The organism is Nonomuraea sp. NPDC003707 (assembly GCF_053587055.1).
The window spans coordinates 195754-219962 of record NZ_JBSFNK010000020.1 but is presented as its reverse complement, the minus strand read 5'-3'; the positions used below and the strand labels follow the sequence as shown (position 1 = coordinate 219962).

17 protein-coding genes and 1 pseudogene are annotated in these 24209 nt (G+C 66.9%); 12 read left to right on the top strand and 6 right to left on the bottom strand.

The annotated features are described in order from the left end of the window. The 8 genes and pseudogenes from ACWDRB_RS40705 to ACWDRB_RS40670 form a co-directional block, all read left to right on the top strand. Positions 1–255: pseudogene (locus tag ACWDRB_RS40705) on the top strand (NADH-quinone oxidoreductase subunit NuoH); the annotation flags it as partial. Beyond that, the gene (gene nuoI / locus ACWDRB_RS40700; protein WP_363985821.1) at positions 242–757 is read left to right on the top strand and encodes an NADH-quinone oxidoreductase subunit NuoI; all 516 of its coding nucleotides are present in this window, start codon (positions 242–244) and stop codon (positions 755–757) included. The pseudogene ACWDRB_RS40705 and the gene nuoI, both read left to right, overlap by 14 nt. Then, positions 750–1559, top strand: a complete 810-nt coding sequence (locus tag ACWDRB_RS40695; RefSeq protein WP_397375652.1) for an NADH-quinone oxidoreductase subunit J — start codon at positions 750–752, stop codon at positions 1557–1559. The genes nuoI and ACWDRB_RS40695 overlap by 8 nt, the downstream gene beginning before the upstream one ends. Continuing rightward, the gene (nuoK, locus tag ACWDRB_RS40690) at positions 1556–1852 is read left to right on the top strand and encodes an NADH-quinone oxidoreductase subunit NuoK (RefSeq protein ID WP_185069996.1); all 297 of its coding nucleotides are present in this window, start codon (positions 1556–1558) and stop codon (positions 1850–1852) included. Before ACWDRB_RS40695 ends, nuoK begins: the two co-directional genes overlap by 4 nt. Before the next feature lie 70 nt (positions 1853–1922). Continuing rightward, the gene (gene nuoL / locus ACWDRB_RS40685) at positions 1923–3770 is read left to right on the top strand and encodes an NADH-quinone oxidoreductase subunit L (RefSeq protein ID WP_449903049.1); all 1848 of its coding nucleotides are present in this window, start codon (positions 1923–1925) and stop codon (positions 3768–3770) included. Beyond that, on the top strand, positions 3770–5329 hold the full coding sequence (locus ACWDRB_RS40680; protein WP_350733443.1) for an NADH-quinone oxidoreductase subunit M: 1560 nt from the start codon (positions 3770–3772) through the stop codon (positions 5327–5329). Before nuoL ends, ACWDRB_RS40680 begins: the two co-directional genes overlap by 1 nt. Next, positions 5326–6909, top strand: coding sequence for an NADH-quinone oxidoreductase subunit NuoN (gene nuoN, locus ACWDRB_RS40675; protein ID WP_449903034.1), 1584 nt, complete (start codon positions 5326–5328; stop codon positions 6907–6909). Before ACWDRB_RS40680 ends, nuoN begins: the two co-directional genes overlap by 4 nt. Positions 6910–6920: 11 nt before the next feature. Continuing rightward, positions 6921–7907: a polyprenyl synthetase family protein gene (locus ACWDRB_RS40670; protein WP_449903031.1), complete on the top strand. Its 987-nt coding sequence runs from the start codon at positions 6921–6923 to the stop codon at positions 7905–7907. On the opposite strand, the gene rarD is transcribed toward ACWDRB_RS40670, so the two are convergent. After that, entirely contained in the window at positions 7875–8798 is a 924-nt protein-coding gene (rarD, locus tag ACWDRB_RS40665) for an EamA family transporter RarD (protein ID WP_449903029.1), read from the bottom strand. The genes ACWDRB_RS40670 and rarD overlap by 33 nt on opposite strands. A 123-nt stretch (positions 8799–8921) precedes the next feature. On the opposite strand from rarD, the gene msrA reads away from it, so the two are divergent. The 3 genes from msrA (at position 8922) to ACWDRB_RS40650 (ending at position 10354) form a co-directional block, all read left to right on the top strand. After that, the gene (gene msrA, locus ACWDRB_RS40660) at positions 8922–9578 is read left to right on the top strand and encodes a peptide-methionine (S)-S-oxide reductase MsrA (RefSeq protein ID WP_449903027.1); all 657 of its coding nucleotides are present in this window, start codon (positions 8922–8924) and stop codon (positions 9576–9578) included. Positions 9579–9656: 78 nt separating this feature from the next. Beyond that, positions 9657–9932, top strand: coding sequence for a hypothetical protein (locus tag ACWDRB_RS40655; protein ID WP_449903047.1), 276 nt, complete (start codon positions 9657–9659; stop codon positions 9930–9932). A gap of 5 nt (positions 9933–9937) precedes the next feature. Then, entirely contained in the window at positions 9938–10354 is a 417-nt protein-coding gene (locus tag ACWDRB_RS40650) for a type II toxin-antitoxin system VapC family toxin (protein ID WP_449903024.1), read from the top strand. A gap of 286 nt (positions 10355–10640) precedes the next feature. On the opposite strand, the gene ACWDRB_RS40645 is transcribed toward ACWDRB_RS40650, so the two are convergent. Next, on the bottom strand, positions 10641–16037 hold the full coding sequence (locus ACWDRB_RS40645) for a VWD domain-containing protein (protein WP_449903021.1): 5397 nt from the start codon (positions 16035–16037) through the stop codon (positions 10641–10643). A gap of 376 nt (positions 16038–16413) precedes the next feature. On the opposite strand from ACWDRB_RS40645, the gene ACWDRB_RS40640 reads away from it, so the two are divergent. Further along, positions 16414–17247, top strand: coding sequence for a TolB-like translocation protein (locus tag ACWDRB_RS40640; RefSeq protein ID WP_350733458.1), 834 nt, complete (start codon positions 16414–16416; stop codon positions 17245–17247). Positions 17248–17369: 122 nt separating this feature from the next. On the opposite strand, the gene ACWDRB_RS40635 is transcribed toward ACWDRB_RS40640, so the two are convergent. The 4 genes from ACWDRB_RS40635 to ACWDRB_RS40620 form a co-directional block, all read right to left on the bottom strand. Next, the gene (locus ACWDRB_RS40635; RefSeq protein ID WP_449903018.1) at positions 17370–18641 is read right to left on the bottom strand and encodes a glycosyl hydrolase family 28-related protein; all 1272 of its coding nucleotides are present in this window, start codon (positions 18639–18641) and stop codon (positions 17370–17372) included. Positions 18642–19014: 373 nt separating this feature from the next. Beyond that, positions 19015–19578: a dihydrofolate reductase family protein gene (locus ACWDRB_RS40630; protein ID WP_449903016.1), complete on the bottom strand. Its 564-nt coding sequence runs from the start codon at positions 19576–19578 to the stop codon at positions 19015–19017. A gap of 373 nt (positions 19579–19951) precedes the next feature. After that, positions 19952–21049 (bottom strand): hypothetical protein, encoded by a 1098-nt coding sequence (locus ACWDRB_RS40625; protein WP_449903014.1) that lies wholly within the window; start codon positions 21047–21049, stop codon positions 19952–19954. A 338-nt stretch (positions 21050–21387) separates the two neighbouring features. Then, a complete protein-coding gene (locus tag ACWDRB_RS40620; RefSeq protein WP_449903011.1) occupies positions 21388–24144 on the bottom strand; it encodes a glycosyl hydrolase family 95 catalytic domain-containing protein in 2757 nt (918 codons plus the stop codon). Positions 24145–24209: the final 65 nt, after the last annotated feature.

Here is a 24209-nt window from a genome sequence, read left to right as displayed (position 1 = left end):
AGCGTGATGCTCAACGAGGAGTCCCGGATGATCGCCCTCGTGGTCACCGGGATCATCGTGATCGGCGGGCTGGCCATCTGGATGCGGTTCGACACCGTCAACCAGCGGCGCAAGGAGGCCCAGAAGGCCCAGGTCGAGGCCGAGTTCGAGGAACTGTCCGAAGAGCCGACGGCAGGTGGCTTCCCGGTGCCGCCGCTCGATCTGCCGCACTACCACGGGGTGCAGCACAAGGAGATTCCCAGTGGGACTAACTGATTGGCTGAACCCCGTCAAGGGCTTCGGGGTCACCTTCCACACGATGTTCAAGAAGCCCGTCACGACGAACTACCCGGAGGAGAAGAAGCCGACGGCTCCTCGCTTCCACGGGCGTCACCAGCTCAACCGCTGGCCTGACGGGCTGGAGAAGTGCGTCGGCTGCGAGCTGTGCGCCTGGGCGTGTCCGGCCGACGCGATCTTGGTCGAGGGCGCGGACAACACCGACGAGGAGCGTTTCTCGCCGGGTGAGCGTTACGGGCGCACGTACCAGATCAACTATCTGCGGTGCATCCTCTGCGGTCTGTGCATCGAGGCCTGCCCGACCCGGGCGCTCACCATGACCAACGAGTACGAGCTCGCCGACACCTCCCGCGAGAGCCTCATCTTCACCAAGGAGATGCTGCTCGCGCCCCTCACCCAGGGCATGGAGCAGCCCCCGCACCCCATGCGGCTCGGTGAGACCGAAGAGGACTACTACCGGCTGGGGCGGACCAATGGGTGAGACCGTCACGTTCTGGGTGCTCGCCGTCGTGTCCGTCGGCGCCGCGCTCGGCATGGTCTTCAACAGGAAGGCCGTGTACTCCGCGCTGATGCTCGGCACGGTGATGCTCTCCCTCGCGGTCCTGTACGCCGTGCAGGACGCGCCCTTCCTGGCCGCGGTGCAGATCATCGTCTACACCGGCGCGATCATGATGCTGTTCCTGTTCGTGCTCATGCTGGTGGGCGTCGACTCCTCCGACTCCTTCGTCGAGACGCTGAAGGGCCAGCGCGTCTGGGCCTCCCTCGCGGCCCTCGGCTTCCTGGTGCTGGTCGTCCTGGCCTTCGGCAACGCGATCTTCGCCGACCAGGCGGGGCTGGCGCAGGCCACGGCGCAGGGCGGCTACATCCGCTCGATCGCGCTGCTGCTGTTCACCAAGTACGTGTTCGCGTTCGAGATCACCTCGGCGCTGCTGATCACGGCGGCGCTGGGCGCGATGGTGCTGGCGCACCGCGAGCGGCTCACCGAGAAGCCGACGCAGAAGGACCTGGCCCGCGCCAGGTTCCTCGGCGACCAGCCCTCGGCGCTGCCCGGCCCCGGCACCTACGCCAGGAACAACGCCATCGACATGCCGGCACTGCTGCCCGACGGGTCGGTCGCTCCGTCCTCGGTCAACCGGTACATCGCCCGCTACGACGTGGAGCACGACCACCTGCCGGCCGACCCGAAGCTCGCCGATGCCATCAAGCACACTGCCGAGGAAGACGCCGAGGAGCACGCCATCGAGCGGGATGACAGCGAGCAGAACAATGAGGTGACCAAGTGACGACGCACTACCTCGTCCTGTCCGGCCTGTTGTTCGCCATCGGCGCTCTGGGTGTGCTGATCCGGCGCAACGCGATCGTGGTGTTCATGTGCGTGGAGCTCATGCTCAACGCCTGCAACCTCGCCTTCGTCACCTTCTCCAGGCAGGTCGGCAACCTGGAGGGCCAGATCATCGCGTTCTTCGTGATGGTGGTGGCCGCGGCCGAGGTCGTGGTCGGCCTGGCCATCATCGTGACGATCTTCCGAACCCGCAGGTCCGCGTCGGTCGACGACGCCAACCTGCTGAAGTACTAAGAGGTGACTGGTGGAATCTCCTGTTGAGATCATCCAGCACACCGGCGGCGTGATCGGGGTCTCCTGGCTGATGATCGCCCTCCCTCTCGTGGGGGCGGCCATCCTGCTGGTGCTGGGCCGGTTCACCAACCGCTGGGGCCATCTGCTGGGCGTGGCCATGTCCCTCGCCTCGTTCGTCGTGGCGGTGCTGGCGTTCTTCGAGCTCATCGGGTTCGGGGAAGAGCAGCGCCGGAGGGCGGTCGAGCTCTACGACTTCATCCCCGGCCTGGTGAAGATGGGGCTGCTGATCGACCCGCTGTCGATCAGCTTCGCGCTGTTGATCACCGGTGTGGGGTCGCTGATCCACATCTACTCGATCGGCTACATGTCGCACGACGAGCACCGGCGCAGGTTCTTCGGATACCTGAACCTGTTCGTCTCCGCGATGCTCCTGCTGGTGCTGTCCGACAACTACGTGGGCCTGTTCATCGGCTGGGAGGGCGTCGGTCTGGCGTCGTACCTGCTGATCGGGTTCTGGCAGTTCAAGCCGTCGGCGGCGGTCGCGGCGAAGAAGGCGTTCGTCGTCAACCGCGTCGGTGACTTCGGCCTGCTGGTCGGCATGTTCGTCATCTGGACCACGTTCGGCACGCTGACCTTCAAGAGCCTCGGCGAGCAGATCACGCCGGGCCAGGAGAACGGCACCATGCTGGCCATCGGCCTGCTGCTGCTGCTCGGCGCGTGCGGCAAGTCCGCCCAGCTCCCGCTGCAGTCCTGGCTCCTGGACGCCATGGAGGGCCCGACCCCCGTGTCGGCCCTGATCCACGCCGCGACCATGGTCACCGCCGGCGTCTACCTGGTGGTCCGCTCGGGGGCGTTCTTCTTCCCCGAGGGCTCGGGCGCGGCACTCGCCGTCACCATCGTCGGCGCGGCCACGCTGCTCGCCGGTGCGATCATCGGTTGCGCGAAGGACGACATCAAGAAGGGCCTGGCCGGTTCGACGATGTCGCAGATCGGCTACATGATGCTCGGCGCGGGCCTCGGCCCCGCGGGATACGCGTTCGCGATCGGTCACCTGATCACGCACGGCTTCTTCAAGGCCGACATGTTCCTCGGCGCCGGTTCGGTCATGCACGGCATGAACGACGAAGTGGACATGCGGAAGTACGGCGGGTTGCGCAAGGTCATGCCGATCACCTTCGTGACGTTCTTCATCGGCTACCTGGCGATCATCGGGTTCCCGCTGCTGTCCGGTTACTTCACCAAGGACGGCATCATCGAGACCGCGGTCGAGCACAGCCCGGTCCTCGGCTGGCTGGCCGTCCTGGGCGCGGGCATCACTGGCTTCTACATGTCGCGGATGGTCTTCATGACCTTCTTCGGCGAGAAGCGCTGGGCCGAGGACGCGCACCCGCACGAGTCGCCGGCCGTCATGACCTGGCCGCTGATCATCCTGTCGATCGGCTCGATCGGGCTGGGCGGCTACCTCATCCTGAGCAACCGCCTCATGATGTTCCTCGCCCCGGCCGTCGGCCGGCCGGAGGAGGTGCCCTCGTTCCACGCCACCAGCCCGGCAGGTCTCGCCACGCTCGCGCTCGTCGCGGTCGGCGCGGCCTTCGCCTGGATGAGGTACGGCCGGGCCGAGGTGCCCGTCGTGCAGCCGCGCGGGTCGTTCCTCACCACGTTCGCCCGCCGTGACCTCTACGGCGACGCGCTCAACGAGTCGCTCTTCATGCGCCCCGGCCAGTGGCTGACCCGCATCGCGGTGTTCTTCGACAACCGCGGCATCGACGGGCTGGTCAACGGCCTGGCCGCGGGCATCGGGGGCACTTCGGGGCGCCTGCGGAGGCTCCAGACGGGCTTCGCCAGAACGTACGCGCTGTCCATCTTCATCGGTGCCGCCCTGCTGACCGGCGCCCTGCTCCTCGTTGGGAACCTCTGATGTCACCCTGGCTTCCGATACTCATGGCGGTGCCCGTGGTGGGCGCCATCGTGGTGGCCCTGCTTCCCAAGGGCAGTGACAAGCTGGCCAAGCAGGTCACCCTGCTGGTCTCGCTGCTGACGCTGGTCCTCACGGGTGTCATGGCCGCCGGGTTCAAGCCGGCCGGTCCGCGCTTCCAGTTCACCGCCGAGTACAACTGGATCCCGAGCTTCGGCGTGAAGTTCGGGGTCGGCGTGGACGGCGTCGCGCTCGTGCTGATCGCGCTCTCGGTGGTGCTGGTGCCGATCGTGGTGCTGGCCTCCTGGCACGACGCCGACGGCGTCAAGACCGCCGACGGCACGCTCATCACGCCCAAGCGGTCGGTGAAGACGTACTTCTCGCTGCTGCTGGTGCTCGAGACGATGATGATCGGCGTCTTCGCGGCGACCGACATCTTCCTCTTCTACGTGTTCTTCGAAGCCATGCTGATCCCGATGTACTTCATGATCGGGTCGTACGGCGGCGCCCAGCGGTCCTACGCGGCCGTCAAGTTCCTGCTGTACTCGCTGTTCGGCGGCCTGCTCATGCTGGTCGCGGTCATCGGGCTCTACGTGGTCGGCGGCAGCAAGACCTTCATGTTCCCCGAGCTGATCGGGGTCGTGCAGGACCCGGCCATGCAGAAGTGGCTGTTCGCGGGCTTCTTCATCGCCTTCGCGATCAAGGCGCCGCTCTGGCCGGTGCACACCTGGCTGCCCGACGCGGCCGCGCAGGCTCCGGCCGGTGCCGCCGTGCTGCTGGTGGGCGTGCTGGACAAGGTCGGCACGTTCGGGATGCTCCGCTTCTGCCTGGAGCTGTTCCCCGACGCGGCAAAGGCGTTCACGATGCCGATCGTCGTACTGGCGGTCATCAGCATCATCTACGGCGCCATCGTGGCCATCGGGCAGACCGACATGAAGCGCCTCATCGCGTACACGTCGATCTCGCACTTCGGGTTCATCGTGCTCGGCGTGTTCGCCATGTCGTCGGTCGCCCAGTCCGGCGCGGCCCTCTACATGGTCAACCACGGCTTCGCCACCGGCGCGCTGTTCCTGGCCGCGGGCTTCCTCATCGCCAGGCGCGGCTCGCCGTTCATCGGGGACTACGGAGGCGTGCAGAGCGTCGCGCCGGTGCTCGCGGGCTTCTTCCTGGTCGCCGGTCTGGCCGGTCTCTCGCTGCCGGGGCTCTCCTCGTTCGTGAGCGAGTTCATGGTCATGGTCGGCACGTACTCCAGCCAGGCCCACGGGTCGGGCGCCCTGACGGTGGCCGCGGTGGTCGCCGCGGTGGCGGTCATCCTCGCCGCCGTCTACATCCTGTGGATGGTCCAGCGGGCCATGAACGGGCCGACGGCCGAGCCGGTCAAGGCGTTCAAGGACCTGAACGCCCGCGAGATCTGGGTGCTGGCCCCGCTGGTCGCCCTGATCATCGGCTTCGGCTTCTTCCCCAAGCCGCTGCTGGACGTGATCAACCCGTCGGTGCACCAGACGCTGACCAACGTGAAGGTGCCCACCTCCACCATCGCTGAGAAGGGGACAGGTCAGTGAACTCCATCCCAGCGCCGACGATCGAGTACGGCACGCTGGCGCCGCTGCTGGTGGTGTTCGGCGCGGCCGTCATCGGAGTGCTCGTCGAGGCGTTCGCGCCGCGATACCTGCGTAAGTCGATCCATGTCCCGCTCACCCTGCTGAGCCTGTTCGGCGCGTTCGCCCTGGTGCTCGTCCAGGTGCTGCGCGGCAACGTGCCCACCGCGCCGGTAGCCATGGGCGCGGTCGCGGTGGACGGGCCCGCGCTGTTCATCTGGGGCGTCATCCTCGTCCTGTCGTTCGTGTGCGTGCTGCTGATCAACGACGAGGGCCACTTCGTCGCCTCGGCCGCGGCCGTGCCCGGCAGCGCCGACGAGGAGGAGGCCGAGGCCACGGGCGGCGGGCACACCGAGGTGTACCCGCTGGTGCTGTTCGCGGTCGGCGGCATGCTGCTCTTCCCGGCCGCCCACGACCTGCTGATGATGTTCGTGGGCCTCGAGGTCATGTCGCTGCCGCTCTACCTGCTGTGCGGCCTGGCCCGCCGGCGTCGCCTGCTCTCGCAGGAGGCGTCCATGAAGTACTTCCTGCTGGGCGCGTTCTCCTCGGCCTTCTTCCTGTACGGCACCGCGATGGTGTACGGCTTCGCCGGCACCGTCTCGCTGCCGGGCATCAACGAGGCCATGGCCAGGAGCGCCTCGCTCGACCCGATCCTGATGCTCGGTCTCGCGCTGCTCGGCGTGGGCCTGCTGTTCAAGATCGGTGCGGCGCCGTTCCACGCCTGGAAGCCGGACGTCTACCAGGGCGCTCCGACGCCCATCACCGCTCTCATGGCCTCCGGCACGCTGGTCGCGGCCATGGGCGCCGTGCTGCGGGTGTTCTGGGTGGGTCTGGGCAACCTCGACTGGAACTGGCGGCCGATCATCTGGGGCGTCGCCGCCCTGACCATGATCGTCGGCTCGATCCTGGCGATCACGCAGACCGAGATCAAGAGGATGCTGGCGTACTCGTCCATCGCGCACGCGGGCTTCCTGCTCGTCGGCGTGATGGCCACGTTCGGCTCCGCCGAGCAGAACGCGGTCTCCCTCAAGGCGATCCTGTTCTACCTGGCGGTCTACGGCATCACGACGGTCGGCGCGTTCGCGGTGGTCACGCTCGTACGCGACCCTGGCGGCGAGGCCGGTCACCTGTCGCGCTGGGCCGGGCTCGGCAAGCGCGCGCCGGTGCTGGCCGGGGTGTTCGCCTTCTTCCTGCTGGCCTTCGCCGGCATCCCGCTCACGAGCGGCTTCTTCGGCAAGTACGCCGTCTTCGCCGCCGCTCTGAACAGTGGCACGCAGCCCGGCGACTCGATGGGCGGCTGGATGGCCGGCCTGGTCGTAGTGGGTGTGGTGGCCTCGGCCATCGCCGCGTTCTTCTACGTCCGCGTGATCGTGCTGATGTTCTTCAGCGAGCCGGCGGCCGACGGCCCGGCGATCGCGGTGCCCAGTATGGGGACCGTGGCCGTCATCGCCGTTTCGTTGCTGGTTACCGTAGGAGTGGGGCTCTACCCGGAGTCCGTGCTCGGTGTCGCCAACGACGCCGCACACAGCCTGTTCATCAGATAAGGGGATCTCGTATGTCTGCGCCTCCCGTGGTTGACCTTCCCATCGAGGACGAACGGCTGGCGCAGGACGTGGCCACCGGACTGGCCGCGGTCGAGAAGCTCCTGCGTTCGTCGGTGGAGAGCGAGGACGCCTTCGTCACGGAGGCGTCCAAGCACCTCATCGAGGCCGGCGGCAAGCGGTTCCGCACGCTGATGCTGCTGCTGGCCGCGCAGTTCGGCGACCCGTCCGCGCCGGGGGTCGTGCCCGGCGCGGTGGTGATCGAGCTGACCCACCTGGGTTCGCTCTACCACGACGACGTCATGGACGAGGCCCCGGTCCGCCGGGGCTCCCCGTCCGCCAACGCCCGGTGGGACAACACCGTGGCCATCCTCACCGGCGACTATCTGTTCGCCCAGGCGTCCGACCTCCTCGCGGACCTCGGTCCCGAGCTGATCCGCATCCAGGCTCAGACGTTCTCCCGCCTCGTCCAGGGGCAGATCCGCGAGACCGTCGGCCCGCGCGACGGCGAGGATCCGATCGGCCACTACCTGAGCGTGCTCGCCGACAAGACCGGCTCCCTGATCGCCGCCTCCGGCCGCTTCGGCGCGCTGCTGTCCGGCGCGCCCGCGGACGTCGAGGAGCGGCTCAGCCGCGCCTGTGAGGCCATCGGGGTGGCCTGGCAGCTCGGTGACGACCTGCTGGACGTGGCCTCGTCCGGCGCCCAGTCGGGCAAGACACCGGGGACCGACCTGCGGGAGGGGATCAGGACCCTCCCGGTTCTGTACGCTCTGGCGTCGGAGCCGTCGCGGCTGCGTGAGCTGCTGGCGGGTCCGGTGGCCGAGGAGGATGTGGAGGAGGCGCTGACCCTGCTCCGCGCCGACCCGGCGATGGCCCAGGCGCGGGCGGAGCTGGAATCCTGGGTGGACCGCGCCCGTGCCGACATCTCCGGCCTTCCCGACATCCCCGCCAGGTCCGCATTTTTGGCGCTATGTGACTACGTGGTCCAGCGTTCCGGCTGATTTCCTGACCCGCTTCGCGGCGCGAGCCGTCCTGAAGCCGTCGTACGTGAAGATCGCCAGGGCCAGCCAGACGATCGAGAAGCCGATCCACCGGCTGGACGGCATGGTCTCCTTGGCGATCAGCACACCGCAGGCGAACTGCAGGACCGGCGCGATGTACTGCAGCAGCCCCATGGTGCTGAGCGGCACCCGGATGGCCGCAGCCCCGAAGCAGATCAGCGGGATGGCGGTGCCGATCCCGCCGCCGATCAGCAGCAGGGCGTGCCCGAGGCCCTGGTCGGCGAACGTCCCCTGCCCGCCGGCGTGCAGGAAGAAGATGTAGCCGAGCGCCGGGAGGATCAGCACCAGGGTCTCGATCGCGAGGCCCTCGGTGGCCGGCACGTTGGCCCGCTTCTTCAGCAGCCCGTACACGCCGAAGCTCAGGGCCAGCGTCAGCGCGATCCACGGCAGCCGCCCGTAGTCGAACGTCAGCACCAGCACCGCCAGGGCCCCGAACCCGACGGCCACCCACTGCATCGGCCGCAGCCGCTCCCGCAGCAGCACCACCCCGAACACCACGTTGACGAGCGGGTTGATGAAGTAGCCCAGGGCGCTCTCGACGACGTGCCCGCTGTTGACGGCGTAGATGTAGGTGCCCCAGTTGAGGGTCACGACCATGGCCGCCAGCACCAGCAGGCCGAGCTTCATGGGCTGCTTGAGCAGCGGGCGGAACCAGGACCAGTGCCTGCGCACCGCCAGTACGGCCGCGACGGCGACCAGCGACCACACCATCCGGTGGGCGAGGATCTCAACGGCTCCGGAAGGCTTGAGGAGCGGCCAGTAGAGGGGGAACAGCCCCCACATCGTGTAGGCGGCGATCCCGAACAAGACACCGCGCCGAAGGTCAGGCATGAACCCCATCTTCGGGCATTACCACCTTTAAACACAAATGCCTCTCACTATACGGAAATGTGTAGAGCTCCTAAAGCGTTAGAGCCTATGTACTCTGGGACGAGACCTGCTGGAGGTAGTGCCATGGGCTGGCTGTTCGGCGGCAACAAGACATCGATGGTCCGACCCGAGGACGCCCTCCCCGGCCGCCCGGACCCCATGCCGATCCCGTCCCGCCACGCGGTCCTCGACGCCCCCCTCACCCCGCCCGAGGGCCTCGAGATCGCCGACTTCGGCCTCGGCTGCTTCTGGGGCGCGGAGCGCAAGTTCTGGCAGACGCCCGGGGTGGTCACGACGGCGGTCGGATACCAGGGCGGCTACACGCCCAACCCGACGTACGAGGAGGTCTGCAGCGGCCTCACGGGTCACACGGAGGCCGTCAGGGTGGCCTTCGACCCGGCGAAGGTGTCGTACGAGGAGCTCCTGAAGGTCTTCTGGGAGGCCCACGACCCGACCCAGGGCATGCGCCAGGGCAACGACGCGGGCACGCAGTACCGGTCGGCGATCTACTACCACTCACCGGAGCAGCAGAAGGCCGCGGAGGCGTCGCGGGACGCGTACCAGGGGGTCCTGAAGCAGGCGGGCTACGGCGAGATCACCACCGAACTCGCCCCCGCGGGCCCGTTCCACTACGCGGAGGGTTACCACCAGCAGTATTTGTTCAAGAACCCGAACGGCTACTGCGGCATCGGCGGGACGGGCGTGGCCTGCCCGGTCGGGCTGACGTCCGGCGACGCGTAGGCATGCGTAGCGGCTGGTCCTTGCGCAGAGCGAGGACCAGCATTTTGCTACTTTGAGTAGTAAACTGAGCTTGTGAGCATGCCAGAGCGAGACTTCGCCCCGGGAGACGGTCCGGCCGCCAAGGTCAGTGTGTCTTTGAGAGCGGGCAACATTCGCGCTGTCCGAGAGCGAGTCGGGGCCCGCGGGTTTTCCGCCTACGTCGATGCCGCTGTGGAGCGCCAGATCGAGCGGGATCTCCTGGAGGAGGCCCTGCAGGCGAACGAGGCCGCTTCTGGGCCGATCCCACAGGCATTGCGTGATGAGGCGGCGGAGTTGTTCCGCCGCGTCAAGTCGGCGCCTGAACTCCAGGAGTAGGACGGATGGCGCGCGCACGAAGCCGGTTGAGCGCGGGCACCGTCGTTCTCGATTGCGAGGGGCTCGTGAAATGGTGCGAGGCTGACCAGCGGGTGACAGCGTTCGTACGGGAGGCGCAGGACAACGACTTTCGGGTCGTGGTCAGCGCCATGACTCCGATCGAGGCACAAGACGTCCGTGTCAAAAGCGATCGGCTCAGGTGGTATCTGTCCCGCCTGAAGATCGAGCCGGTGACCGAGGACATCTCGTCGCGAGCGATCGAGCTTCTCCGGGATGCCCGCCTGCATGGTCACAAGTACGCCATCGACGCTGTGGTCGCGGCCACCGCACTGCGCTCGGTGCGCCCTGCCATCGTTCTGACGTCTGACGCGGACGACATGAGCAAACTGTGCGGGAAGGCAGTGCAGGTGGTCCCTGTCTGAGACTGCTTGAGGGCCGAGCGGGAGTCTCCGGAACTGTTGCGGGAGGCGAACCACTACCCGCCACGCATGCTGGACGGCGCCGACGTGTTGTTCGCCGTCTGGGACGGTCAGCCGCGGCATCCTCGTCGAGACCGGGCCGGGATACTTCACCCAGCCGCGCCCGTAGCACGAACGGCGAGTCTCCAGCCGGCCGAGCTGACCCGAGCCCACCGTCGAAAGGGGCAGCGGCGTGGGCTCGGTGGCTTTCACCACCGAGCCCACGCCGCTGCCGGTTCGTCGTGCCGATCTAGCTCGCCAGCGCGAGTTTGACGGTCAGGGCGCCGGTCTTTTCGGCCTTGGGGTCGAAGAGGATGGTGTAGGTGCCCGTGGCGGGCAGAGTCGTCGCGGAGATGGTGCAGTTGCGGCCGCAATAGGTGGGGGAGACCAATGCGGTGCCGTCGGGCTTCTTCACCGATACCTGGGCGTCGATGGAGCTGCCGAAACTGGAGTTGGTGAAGGTGAAGGTCACCTTCTGGTTGGCGGTGCCGTTGAAGGTCCAGGTTCCGTTCTGGCCTGGGGTCATGGTGGTCAGGGTCGAGGTGGCACCACCGATGGTGATGCTCACCGGAGAGAGGTCGGCGACCGAGTAGGTCCTCAGCGTCAGCTTGCCGACCTGTTCGTCTCGCGGGTTGAATTCGACGGTGTAGGTGCCTGTGGCCGGCAGGGCCACCGGGTCGAGGAAGCAGTTGCGGCCGCAGTAGGTGGCCGCCACCAGCACGGTGCCGTCAGGCTTCTTCACCGTCACCTGGGCGCCGGTGGTGTTGGCGAAGTCGGCGTCGGTGAAGTTGAACGAGACGAGCTGGCCCGAGGTGCCGGACAAGGACCAGGTTCCGTTCTGGCCTGGCATCGTCGTCGTGAGGCTGGAGGCGGTGCCTCCGACCGTGACGTTGCCGGTCAGGTGGGTGATCGGGTAGAGCTGAGCGGTCAGCTTTCCGACATTCCCATCCTGCGGGTCGAATTCCACCGTGTAGGTACCCGCGACCGGAAGAGCAATCGGTTCCAGGAAGCAGTTGCGGCCGCAGTAGGTGGCCGCCACCAGCACGGAGCCGTCAGGCTTCTTCACCGACACCCGAGCGCCGGTCGTACTGGCGAAGGTGGCGTCGGTGAAGTTGAACGAGACGAGCTGGCCCGAGGTGCCGGACAAGGACCAGGTTCCGTTCTGGCCCGGCGTCGTCGTCGTGAGGCTGGACGCGGCGCCTCCGACGATGATGTTGCCGCTCAGGTGAGTCACCGTGTAGAGCTGCAGGGCCAGCGAACCCGTCTTGGCGTTCTGCGGGTTGAGCTCGACCGTGTAGGTACCGGTCACCGGCAGCACGGTCGGCTCGAGCAGGCAGTTGGTGCCGCAGCGGGTGTCGGCGACCAGGTCGGTTCCATCCGGCTTCTTGACCTTGACCTTGATGTCCGAGCTGGAGGTGAACGTCGAACCGGTGAAGTTGAACGACACCTGTTGGCCCTCGGTCCCGGCGAACGTCCACACGCCGTGCTGTCCGGCGATCGTGGTCGTCAGCGTGGACGCCGGCCCCCCGACGGTGACCTGCGCCGCCACGTCCTGCGCCACGAGGTTCACTTGGGCGGAGGCCGAGCCGGTGTAGATGCCGGCCGGGTCGACCACCACCTGGTAGGTGCCGTCCGCCGGCAGTACGGTCGCATCGAAGAAACAAGAGGTGGAGCAGGACTTCTTCGGCAGGAGGACCGAACCGTCCGGTCCGAGCACCGACGCCTGCGCGCTGGTGAACGTTCCGCCCGAGATCGTGATCGAGATCCGTTGCCCGGACTTTCCTGCCAGCGACCAGGTCGGGTTCTGCCCCGGATCGGTGGTGGTCAGCTTGACCGCGGCGCCGCCCGGCGTGAGCGTCCCGGTGACGTCGCCCGCGACGACCTGCGCGGAGATCGAGCCCACGGCCGTTCCATACGGGTCGGCGACCACCGTGTACGTTCCGGTCTCCGGCAGCGTGGAGGTGTCGAACGCGCACGACGGCTGGCAGTAGGTCGGCTTGAAGAGGTCCGATCCGTCGGGGTTGCGCACCGAGGCGCGTGCGTACCCGTTGTTGTCCCACGTCCCGCCCGTCAGGACGAACGCGATGCGCTGACCGGCCGTCCCGGCGAACGACCAGGTGGCGTTCTGCCCCGGCCCGGTGGTGGTCAGCTTGACCGGTGCCCCGCCGGCGGTCAGGGAGCCGGTGACGTCGCCCGCGGTGACCTGCGCGGAGATCGAGCCCACGGCCGCCCCGTACGGGTCGGCGACCACCGTGTAGGTCCCGGTCGCCGGCAGCGTGACCGTGTCGAACGTGCACGACGCCTTGCAGTAGGTCGGCTTGAACAGGTCCGATCCATCCGGGTTGCGCACCGACGCACGTGCGTACCCGTTGTTGTCCCACGTCCCGCCCGTCAGGACGAACGCGATGCGCTGACCGGCCGTCCCGGCGAACGACCAGGTGGCGTTCTGCCCCGGCCCGGTGGTGGTCAGCTTGACCGGTGCCCCGCCGACGGTCAGGGAGCCGGTGACATCGCCCGCGATCACCCCTGCCGTCATCGGCCCCGGCCGCGCGACGGTCGGATCGACGACGATCGTGTAGGTGCCGTCCGCGGGAAGCGTGATGGTGTTGAAGGCGCAGGCCGTCGAGCAGTAGGTGGACCCGTACAGCGGCGTTCCGTCCGGTTTGCGGACCGAGGCGTAGGCGGAGCTGGTGAGCCCGCTGACCCCGAACGCGATCCGCTGCCCGGCCTTACCGGCGAACGACCAGTACGCGTCCTGTCCGGGAACCGTGCTCGTCAGTGTGGAGGGCGCTCCGAGCGCGACCGTCCCGGTGAGGTCGGTCACCTCGAACAGTTGCAGCGCGAGCGAGCCGGTCTTGGCGTCCTTCGGATCCCACACCACCGAGTAGGTGCCGGTGACAGGCAGGGTCTCGGTGTCGATGAAGCAGGTCTTGCCGCAGCTCTGCGACGCCAGGACGGTCCCGTCGGGTCGCTTCACCCGCAGGGTGGCGTCGCTGCTCGAACTCAGGGTGCCGTCGGTGAACTCGAAGGAGACCTTCTGGCCGGCTGTTCCGGCGAACGTCCAGGTGCCGTACTGGCCCGGCTGGGTGGTCGCCAGCGACACCTTCGGCCCGCCGATCGCCGCGGTCTTGACGACGTCGGGCGCGATCGTGCTCACGCTGAGCTTGTAGGCGCCGAACTCGTCCTCGTGCGGTGAGACGCGTAGCCGGTACGCGCCCGCCGCGAGGCCGTCGAGGCGCTTGCCACCGCACAGAGAGTTGGTGGCGACGCTCGCGCCCGCGGCGTTGAACAGCTCCCAGTTGAACCAGAGCCCTGGGCACTCCTGCGCGTCGACGAAGATCGAACCCGGCTGGCCCAGTGTGAACTGGTACTCGTCGCGCGCGACCTCGGTCTCCAGGTTGCCCGCTCCCGCGGCCGGGACGCCGTCCGAGGCCGTGAACGGCAGCGACACCGTGAACGTCTGTGGCGGCGTGACGTCCAGGTCGAGGTTGACGTTGTCGATCCCGAACGCCTGGTTCGAGATGCCCGCCACCCCGGTGGCCGTGGTCTTGAACTCGATCTGGCTCTTGTTGTGGGTGACCGGCATCGTGATCCGGTATTTGGCCCACGGCAGGCCGGTCGCCAGTTTCCCGGTCGCGACGGGCGTCAGCGTACTCGGCGTGATCGTGTACGGGGTGCCGCGATCGGTCTCGACCTGGACCGTCTCGGTGTCGGAGTCGGACGCCCAGTCGCCGACGGCCAGCAGGTCGAAGCTCAGCGTCCCGCTCTTGTGAGACGGTAGCGCCTGCGCGTAGAACCGGTACGAATCCGTCCCGCTGAACGGCCCGGCGAACGTGCTCACCGCCGGATCGGTCGACACCCGCGACGGCCGCACGTTCGAGCTGAGCGCCCCCTGGAAGTCGATCGCCAGGTCCCCGTCCTCGTTGACGGTCTGCGCCGTCGGGTCGAGGATGGGTTTCGTCTGCTCGGCGGCGGCCTTCGCGAACGAAGTGTCCGCCGTGAGCGCGATGTCCAGGATGCAGTCGTTGAACTGGAGGCCCGCCGGGACGCCGTTCGCCTCGCACTGCGTGGTCGCCAGCTGGACCTGCTCGGGCGTCAGGTCGGCGACCGAGACGATCTTGGCCGGGAACGATTTGTTGGTGAAGGTCGCGGTGCTCTGGCCCGGACCGTAGGTGAACAGCGACTCGTTGTCGTCGATCCGCCAGGAGTCGGCGAAGCTGCTGTGCAGCACGGTCGGCGAGGCGTTGGCGGGCAACTGGGTGCCGTCCCGCAGCCGCAGGTCGTTCTTCGGGTTGCCGTCGGCGTCGCCGAGCAGGCCCACGAGGTCACTGTCGGGGGTCGGCGGCACGTAGAGGCTGGCGGCGCCCCTCCTCCAGGACAGGGCAGGGCCGGCCACGCCGTCGAACATGACGGCCCACTTGTCGTCCTTGCGCAGGATGAACGCGTTCTTGCCCAGGTAGAGGAGCTTGCCGGTGTCGAGCGTGCGCTTCTCGTTGTCGATGTACAGGTCGTCCTCGTGGAACTCGACCAGGTGGTCGCCGGCCTCCATCGCGGCGTCGAACATCACCGAGACGTCCCTGCCGCCGCTGGCGGGGCTGAGCCGGCCCTGGATCTCCAGGTTCCACTTGTCGGACTGGGCGAGGATGAACTCGCCGACGGACTGCAGGTCGTAGCCCAGGCCGTCCGGGGTGGTGAAGTGTGGTTCGCCCTTCACCAGACTGCCGTGGTGGGTGAAATACCACCACAGGATGAGGCCGACCAGCGCCACTACGCCGAGCGCCAGAGCCATCTCGATCGTGGCGAAGCCGGCGTCGATCAGGAACGCCCTGCCCGCCTGGCTGGCGAGGAACAGCTCGATCTCAGCGGTCAGCTCGGCCGCGGCGAGTTCGACGCTGCCATAGGCGCCGATGTCCTCGGCGAGCGTGGTCGGACCGACGGTCCGGATGCCCCTGATCAGCGGCAGAAGGTAGTCCGGGGGCTCCCACTTGAAGTCGTCGTCGTCCTCGTCCACGACCGGGATCTTGGCGGGCGGGCTGTTGGGATCCGCCGGGTCCTTCTGCCTCTCGCACTTGCGCTCCTTCTTCACCTCCCTGATGTCCAGGAGGCCGGAGGCCGGGGAGGTGGCCCTGTAGGTGGACAGCTGGAACCCCTTGGCGCCGCCACCGAGCGGGCACGTCTTTTCCTTGCCGTAGACCTGGAACCAGTCCTCGTACCCGCCCCAGCGGTCGAGGACCGACCCGGCGCGGACGCCGTTGACGCCGTTGGCGGCGATCGCCGAGACGTACCGGCCGACCTGGCGTGCCCAGCCCTCATAGTCCGGGTTGCCCTTGACCTTGGCCTCGACCACCTCGGCGAAGCTGGTGCCGATCCGGTCGTAGTAGACGATGTCGGGCCGATCGCGGCCGTTGTTGAGGTACGTCTCCCACTGGACGTCCGGGTTGATGACCGCGCCGGGCTGTGCGGGCGGCGGGACGCCGAGGTGGTCGTTCAGGTACTTGATGGCGCGCGCCTGCCCGATGGACTCGATGCCGCCGCCGGCGCTGCACTCGTTGGGCTGCTGGTAGATGTAGGTGCCGAGCGCGGGACGGGCGGTCAGGCAGAAGTTGTTGTTGATGCGGCGGCGGGTGGCGTACATGCGGTTGAACACGCAGCGTTTGTCACCTCTGCCGGCGTTCGACCAGTCGTTGCTGTTCGGGGGGCACTGGGCAGCGGCCGCGGTCGCCGCTGCCGCCATTCTGGCCGTTAATGTCTCTTGGACGGGTCCTAACAGTGACGCCACGAGCACACACGCCATAATCACGCAGAGACGCCGCATGCATTCACCTCGGATAAATAGGACATAAATATCGCAGCGGGACGGTACACCATGAAGATCGGCTTGCGGCAGATCTCGAATCACCACGTTCCGTGATCGTTGACTATGCTGCGGTTCGGATCCGCTCTTGGGAGGTACCGTGGTCGTCCACCGGTCGTGGGAAATCGCATTCGACGCGCCGGCTTCACGGCCGGTGCGGGCGGCTCGGATGGTCGTCGCGGCTCATGGCCTCGATCGGGACGCCGTGCTCGTGCTGGACGCCGACAGCGACGAGTTCGTGACCGTCCCGGGGCTCCCGGCCCACCTCTCCCGCAATACGGTGTCGCTGTCGTCCGACGGGACCCGGCTGGTGTTCCTGTCGCGGCAGGACGACGGCGCCGGACCCACGCGGGTGGTGCTGCACGAGCTCGCCACCGGAGCGCGGCAGGAGTTCGTCTCGGATGGTTTCGTGCGGGCGGCGCTCTCACCGGACGGCAGCCGGATCGCCGTCCTGGCCGACCTGTCGAACGGACCCGGAATCCCCGGCGTGGGCGACGAGATCGCCGGCATCGTGCTGATCGAGACCGCCACCGACGCCCGGCAGCCGCTCTGGTCGGCCGAGGGCTACTGGCAGGAAGACGCCATCAGCTGGTCCCCGGACGGGCGACTCCTCGCCGCCACCTATCTGACGCTGGACGACGTCATCACCACCGTCGTCCTCGACCTTTCCGGCAAGGTGATCGGCGTCCACGAGGATCGGGTCGCCCTACCCGGGGCGCACTCCGTCTGGACGTCCGACCGGGAACTCATCGTCTACCCGGAGCCCGACGACGAGAGCCCCCTCATCGCGATCGACGTCCCGACCGGAAGCGAGCGCCGCTTCACCAGGCGAAACTTCAGCGGCTACCTCGCCATCACCGGTGGCCGGGTCGTGCGTCCGGGATCTTCGCCCGAGCGGGTCGTCACGACCGACTTGAACGACACCGACGAGCGTCCCTTCCTCACCTTCCGCCCCGCCGTGTCGATCGAGGCCATCGACATCGTCCCGTCCGCCGTCAGGTGACCCGATTTACCTCCACTTCGGCTCCAGAACGCCAGGCCGGCCGCTGAGTAGTCCGGTGTCCTGCGTCAGGCCGCCAACTTGGACGCACGCGTCTCCGGCCGCAGGATCCCGACCGGCCGCCGCTAACTCAGCGCCGTCGACAGCCACTTGCCGCCTACCCGTACGTAGAGGCGTCTGTTGGTCGAGTCGACCGCAAGTGTCCCGTCGATCGGGGTGTGCGTGAACGAGGCGTCGCTGACCGCGCCCGCGACCATCCGCAGCGGCGGGTTGGGCTGGTTCTTGGTCGGGATGGTACCGCCGGACTGCCCTCCGATGTTCGCGTAGCAGTTCTCCACCCGGAAATCGCCGGTGCTTGAGGCTTCGTAGTAAATGTGAGTGCCGGTCGGCTTTGTGGAGTAGCGCCCCACGACATTACGCAGGACGGCGGTCGAGCCGGAGCCGGAGTAGAGATCGATCCCGGAGTTGACCGTGGCCGCCGACGAGCCGTTGGCGATCAGCACGTTCTCCAGGGCGCCGGCGCTTCCCGCCCAGGCGATGATGTTCTGCGCAGTGGAATACCCGGAGGCAAAACCACCCGCGTAAGCATAGATATTGGACGCATAGACATGCCTACAGGACGCGTCGACCTTCAGATGAGGGCCGCCCTGCATCCTGGAGGTTTCGAATTTGCAGTCCGTCAGATAGATCCCATTGGGATTATTGTTCTTCGCGGTGCCCTGGGTGATCCACAAGGCGCCGGTGCCGAATGCCTCCATGCGGCATCCGATGAAATGGATCTGGTTGACGTTGTCGGCACTGTATCCCCAGCCGGTCATGGCCGAGGAGTTCCGAAGCCACACGTTGGGCTGAGTAGTGCTGTTAGCTGTGCCGGTGCTCTCCTCGATCACCAGATTGTAGAACCTGGAGTCCCAGAACTCGACGGCGTCGATGCACAGGTCGTTGTTGCTCGACATGAAAACATCACGAAAGTAGGAGTTGTCATTGTAGTAAAGCTCGAGCAGCAATCCGGTCTTGCCATTGCCGTTGAACCCGAGATTTTCGATCGAACAGTAGCGCCGATGTTTCGACCCGCTCGTGTCGGTTGGGGCTCCGGACATACGTAACAGGATGCCGTTCGCCTTCTTGACCAGCGTGGAGGCCTTACTGCTCGCGCCGACCAGTCGGATTCCGTTGCCGCCGACGGACAAGGCCGGGCCGCCGGCCGTCGGGCTGACCGCGTACGCCCCCGCGGGGAAGTACACGGTTCCGCCTCCAGCGGCCACCGCCGCATCGATCGCGGCCTGGATCTTCGGGGTGTCGTCATCGGCCCCGTTGCCGAGCGCCCCGTAGTTCTTGACATTGAACCAGTCCAGCGGGGCCGTCTCCGCCGCCGCAGACGGGGTCTTCGCGATCATGGCGGCACCCGCCAGCCCTGCGGCGGTGCCCCACAACGCTCTACGCCCCATGCTCGGACTTTTCGGCTCCGTCACGCCACAGCCCTCCTAGAGATCAACTTGGGGATTAAATCAGTTCTAGACCGATTCGCGAACAAAAATCAGGACAAATCGTGTACATTTTGGGCCCTTCTCAGAACTGTCACAGACGATCCAGGGTTCGTTTCTCACCCTGGGCCACGGGGAACGCGGGCAAGGTCCCGAGGAGTAATGGGCCTTGAGGTCGCGGCGATGCGGCCGGTGTCGCTGGTTGGTCTGAGTTGGGTCGTGGGCTCCGCGGGCAGGTAGCGGCGCTCGCGTGACAGCCGCTCGTTGTGCATGTCCGGTCGCTGGGTCAGCGGTGTCGCCGGTACTGCAGATATACGATCCCGTTGCTGGAGGCGGTGCTGGAGACCAGGTCGAGCTGGTAGGACTTGGGGACGCCGTCGAACAGCCGGGTGCCCTCGCCTGCGACGTAGGGGAACATGCTCAGCCGGAGTTCGTCGATCAGGTCGAGCCGCATGAGCGACCGCCAGAGGCTGACGCCGCCCCAGACGATGATGTGGCCGTCGCCGCCCAGCCTGAGCTTGTCGATCTCTTCTGTCGTGTCACCAGCGGCGATGGTGGTGTTGGCCCAGTCGGCCGTCTTCAGGGTCCGGGAGAAGACGACCTTGCGCCCGGCGTTCAGGATGTCGGCGAACGGGTGGTCGGTGGAGGTTGTCATGCCCTCGGCGATGCCCTCGTAGGCGGTGCGGCCCATGAGGTGCGCGTACGCGCTCTGGAGAAAGTCGAGGTGCGCCGGGGCGTCGGGCTCACGGTTTTCGGGCAGGCCGAAGCAGAACTTCCAAAACTCGGTGTCCTCGTCGGCGAGGAGGCCGTCGAGGGAGTAGTTGAACACTGTCGCTATCAGCTTCCGCATGATCAGAACTCCGTGGTCTCGGGTCGTCTGGGGACCGTGCTTGCTAGGGGAACGTGCGTGTCCCGGGCCGCAGCGCTCGCGTGGCCGCGACGTCTGTGGCCTGTCGCCAATGCTTTAGACGACACTGTCGCCCGGAAGTCATCGGTGCCCTGTTCAAGAACCCGAACGGGTACTGCGGCATCGGTGGGACCGGGGTCTCCTGCCCGGTCGGGCTGACGTCCGGTGAGGCGTGATCAGCCTGACCTGATCCACGCTGGATGGATCGAGGAAGAGAACGCGAGGGTCTTCTGTGAAATCCTCGCCTCGCTCGTCGGGTAGAGCGCGCTGCCGGACACCGACGGTCAGCTCTGCATGGAGTGACTGGGAATCCTCACTACCCGACGTACGGATAGGGTTCCCGCAACTGCCTCTTGAGGATCTCGATCCCCGACTCCTTGGGGTCAAGGGCTTCGACGTACTCGATCTGGGGCAGCAGCATCTCGGCGTCCGCGGGGATCAGGTTGTACCAGAAGCCCATCTGCTGGTTGAACTCGCGCAGGTACTGGCGGGCGCGCTCGTCGTCCTCGTTGTCCTCGCCGCCGGCCCACTCCCACAGGTCGTCAACCTCGAAGTCGCCGACGGTACTGGCGCAGTTCTCCTTGTACCGCCAGTAGAGTTCGCCGAACGAGAGGAGCACGTCGCCCGTCCGGCCCGCGTCGTAGGCGAGCGTCTTCGCGGTGCCGTGCAGCTTCCTGAGTGCCTGCTGGCACAGCTCCGCCGCCTGGCTGCCCCATACCTTGGCCAGCGCCTCCGAGTGCCCCTCGATGGCGGCCGCCAAATCGGCCATCCAATCGGCGGAGTTCTGACACACCACGCCGAGGTCCAGGAGAATCCGCGGACGACTCCGCTCGAAGAATTTCCTGACGCCGGCCGCGTTGTTGGTCGAGACGTCCTCCTCGCGCCACCGCTCGATATCGGAGGGAGACCGGGAACGGCCCGGATCCTGCTGCCCGTTGACGATGTTCCGCAGCTTGCCCATTTGGCGGTTGAACATTCCCTCAGCCGCGTCGTAGTTCAGGGCGGCGGCGTACACGAGCTGGCCGAAGCCGGCGTAGGACCGGAAGAATGTCTCCAACTGATCTCGGAGGCTTTCGAACTTCCGATCGAGCGCCTCCTGCATTCTGTCTGCGGATGCCCATGCGCCATCCAGATCGATTTTCTCGACGGAATGGCCGCTGTAGGCGCCCCAGACGACCTCCGAGACGTAGTGCCCGAAGGCCGCGCTCGGCGTGGACTCCCCGGACAACGGCGAATACATTTCGTCGCTGATGGGTGGCGTCGAGCTGAGGTCGTCCGTGACGATTCGCGCCGAGCGCTTCTTGAGCTCCGCTCTGTTGACCTCTATCCCGCTCGCAGGCGACGGCCATGACCGGTCCAGCTCAAGTCCGCTGTGCCACTGCCTCCAGGGTTCGGAGCTGAGTGGTTCCTGCATGTACGTGTCCTTCCGGCGCTACGGGCGGACCACGACGGCCGAAGGAAACGCCGCCGTTCTCGCCGCCTACATACATGTTATGCATGCCTGTGATCTGGCCGTCAAGATCGTGTAACCCCCGATTCCCCGGCTCTTCACCATGGATCGCTCCAGATTGTGAGCCGCCACCCGTGCCGGGAGCGGGCTGACGTCCGGTGAGGCGTAGGCCTGCGGAGATGGCTGGATCCTGACCCTCGATCGCCTGGCCCCGCCCGCGCGCCGAGCGACTGCCATGTCTCACATGACGGCCGGCGCACGCCTGGCTCGACCTGTTGTTCAGCGAACGAGTGGGGTGATCATCAGTTGGTGATCAGGTCGAAGGATTCCCAGGGGCCGATGGCGTCGCGGTTGGCGATGAGCGCTGAGGCTCCGGCGTTGTCGGCGCACACGTATTTGCCGTTAGCCTGGGCTTTGAGGCTGATCGTGCCGTCGGGGTTGTTGATCTGCTGGAAGGTCTCCCAGGGACCGATGGCGTCCCGGTTGGCGATGAGCGGTTGCGCCCCGGCGCTTTCGGCGGTGACGTATTTGCCGTTGGCCCTGGCCTTGAGGGCGATGTTGCCGTTGCCGAGGTCGGTGCGGTCGAACTGTTCCCAGCCGCCGACGGTCGTGCGGTTGGCGATCAAGGGCTGGGCGCCGGCGTTCTCCGCGGTCACGTACATGTTGTTGGCGCGCGAGCGCAGGCTGATCGTGCCGGACGGCGCTGACCCGGTCGGGAGGCCCAGGGTGGAGGCGGTGCCGCTCAGGGACTTCACGCCCTGGTTGGCGGCGCCGGTGAGCCGGGTGGTGGCGTACGAGCTGAGCGGCTTGGCAGTGCGCTCCACCACGTAGACGGACCCGGCGGCGGTGGCGAAGCCGATCTCCGCGCTCGAGCTCGTCGTGATGGTCGCGTTGTCGGAGGTACGGCGGACGCGGACCTGCTGGGTGCCCCACGGGTTGACCACGGTCGCCTGCTTGCCGTGCACGCTCTTCATGCCGACGTACTTGATCTCGCCGGCCTCCCGCTCGGAGCTGACCAGGAAGCCGTCCTTGGCCAGCAGGGTGAACTTGCCGGCGAACGAGGAGTCGGCCGGAACGGCGGGGAACACCCGGATCTTGCCGTTGTAGCTCTGCATGAGCGACTCGTTGAGGGCCGTGAGGTGCACGCCGAGGTACTCGAAGACGCCGTTGGTGTTGTTCGTCATGCCGTTCGGGTAGTTCTGGTACTTCTGCAGCATGGTCTTCATGCCGTTGTACGCCTGGTCGCCGAGGCCCAGCCGGGCGGCCTGCACGGCGTCGTTGGACCACACGTTGCCGTAGGGGAAGGGCCGCTGGTTCCAGGTGTTGACCGCGGTCTGGTGGTCGGGGAAGCCGATCCCCGTCATGTCGTACGGCCAGATCAGCTCGGCGGAGACGTTCTCGTTGTTCCTGGTCTGCGAGATCGGCGGCTGGTGCGGTTGGTAGGCGCCGTTCGAGACCACGTAGGGCACCAGGCGGTCCAGCACGTTCTGCCACGTGGACCGCAGCCCCGCGTCCACCCCGAGCTGCTCGCTGACCTGGATCGTCAGGGGGAAGATGCTGCGCACGGCGGCCAGGTCGGTGATCGCGTTGCGGACGTTCCAGTACGTCTCGTGCGAGTTGGAGTTGGCCATGTAGTACGTGTTCGTGGCCGTGTCGTGGGAGAGCATGGCCGAGTAGAACTTCGCCGTCTCGCGCATGAACGGGTAGGCCACGTCGCGCAGGTAGTTCGCGTCGTTGGTGTACCGGTACCGCAGGTACATGCTGTAGGCGGCCTCGTAGCCGGTCGACAGGATGTTCTTGGTGTAGTCGCTGTTGATCGTGCCGCGCGCGTTGCCGTCCCAGCCCATGGTCTCCGGCACCCACAGGCCGTCCACGTTGTACCGCGTCTGGGTGTACGACTTCAGGGCGTTGTAGTTCCTGGCGTACAGGTTGTTGTGCCTGTCGATGAGGTCGGGATGGTTGGAGGCGAGGAAGGACAGATAGACGTCGCGTTGGTTCCAGTACCAGTACGCGTTGCTCCACTTCGTGTTGTCCTGGGTCGCCCTGAAGACGCCGTTGATGAAGTGGGACGGGTAGTTGCCGTAGCCGCCCGCGGCGATCATGTACGTGGACAGGTAATAGACGTTCTCCATGTAGTCCGCGTCGCCGGACAGGCCGGAATACTGGACGAACGACTTGGCCCAGAAGGAGTGCCACCAGTTGCGGTAGTTGGTGATCGTGGTCGCGTACCCGGTGGACTTCACGGCGGCGAGCTGGTTGCGGGCCTGCGTCACCGAGTCGCGGTTGGGCGCGTTGAGCCGGCCGGCCGCGGTGAACCAGATGGTGTAGCTGGAGGTGGGCGTGATGGTGAGCCGTACCGTGCGGGAGTCGACGACCTGGGTGGAGTAGCTCGCGCCCTCGACCGTGGCGGCCAGCGTGTAGCCGAACCCGTTGGCGTCGGTCTGTCCCCGGCTCAGGCCGGCCGCGTTCGCGTCGGCGAAGGTGGAGACGGTCTTCCAGGTGTTCAGGTCGGGTACGTCGCCGCTGTTCTGGAGGTTCGCCGTGTCCCACATGCTCAGGTTCAGGGCCACGTTGGAGACACCGGTGCGGCTGTCGTCCACGTGGATGCCCATCACCTCGGAGTTCGGCGACCCCATGACGGTGACGGTGCGGTTCGAGTCGTACTTGGTGGTGAGGGTGCCGTCGTACAGGGACAGCCGTTGCTGGAAGGTGGTGTATCCGGTGTCCATGCCCGGGCTGGTGGCCAGGTTGACCAGCCCGGCCGCGAACGCGGACTGCTGGGACAGGTCCACGCCCGAGGTCTGCATGGTCAGTCCGTTCTGACTCCAGACCATCGCTCCGGTACGGCCGTTGCCCACGGTCATGCCGTACAGCGGGTTGGTGTTGGGCCTGTTGTAGACGATGTCGTGCTTGGACAGGTAGCCCGCGTAGTCGACGTCCAGCATTCCCGTGGTCTGGTCGAACGCGGCGTCGGTCGGCGAGGCCAGCGCGGGCGTCCCGGACAGCAACGCGCCGAGGAGCGCCGCCAGGGGGAGGGAGCGTAACAACCTCTTCACCATGCTCACCTTTTGGGGGGTTAGGAAGTGGCATGTCACGCGCAGTTAACATTGGGTGTTTCTTATCG

What these genes read in the sequence shown, in the direction of transcription:
- ACWDRB_RS40695 (WP_397375652.1), top strand. Translation starts at nt 750, where the DNA reads ATGGGTGAGACCGTCACGTTCTGGGTGCTCGCCGTCGTGTCCGTCGGC.
- nuoL (WP_449903049.1), top strand. Translation starts at nt 1,923, where the DNA reads ATGATCGCCCTCCCTCTCGTGGGGGCGGCCATCCTGCTGGTGCTGGGC.
- ACWDRB_RS40680 (WP_350733443.1), top strand. Translation starts at nt 3,770, where the DNA reads ATGTCACCCTGGCTTCCGATACTCATGGCGGTGCCCGTGGTGGGCGCC.
- ACWDRB_RS40670 (WP_449903031.1), top strand. Translation starts at nt 6,921, where the DNA reads ATGTCTGCGCCTCCCGTGGTTGACCTTCCCATCGAGGACGAACGGCTG.
- rarD (WP_449903029.1), bottom strand. Translation starts at nt 8,798, where the DNA reads ATGCCTGACCTTCGGCGCGGTGTCTTGTTCGGGATCGCCGCCTACACG.
- msrA (WP_449903027.1), top strand. Translation starts at nt 8,922, where the DNA reads ATGGGCTGGCTGTTCGGCGGCAACAAGACATCGATGGTCCGACCCGAG.
- ACWDRB_RS40655 (WP_449903047.1), top strand. Translation starts at nt 9,657, where the DNA reads ATGCCAGAGCGAGACTTCGCCCCGGGAGACGGTCCGGCCGCCAAGGTC.
- ACWDRB_RS40650 (WP_449903024.1), top strand. Translation starts at nt 9,938, where the DNA reads ATGGCGCGCGCACGAAGCCGGTTGAGCGCGGGCACCGTCGTTCTCGAT.
- ACWDRB_RS40640 (WP_350733458.1), top strand. Translation starts at nt 16,414, where the DNA reads ATGGTCGTCGCGGCTCATGGCCTCGATCGGGACGCCGTGCTCGTGCTG.
- ACWDRB_RS40635 (WP_449903018.1), bottom strand. Translation starts at nt 18,641, where the DNA reads ATGATCGCGAAGACCCCGTCTGCGGCGGCGGAGACGGCCCCGCTGGAC.
- ACWDRB_RS40630 (WP_449903016.1), bottom strand. Translation starts at nt 19,578, where the DNA reads ATGCGGAAGCTGATAGCGACAGTGTTCAACTACTCCCTCGACGGCCTC.
- ACWDRB_RS40625 (WP_449903014.1), bottom strand. Translation starts at nt 21,049, where the DNA reads ATGCAGGAACCACTCAGCTCCGAACCCTGGAGGCAGTGGCACAGCGGA.
- ACWDRB_RS40620 (WP_449903011.1), bottom strand. Translation starts at nt 24,144, where the DNA reads ATGGTGAAGAGGTTGTTACGCTCCCTCCCCCTGGCGGCGCTCCTCGGC.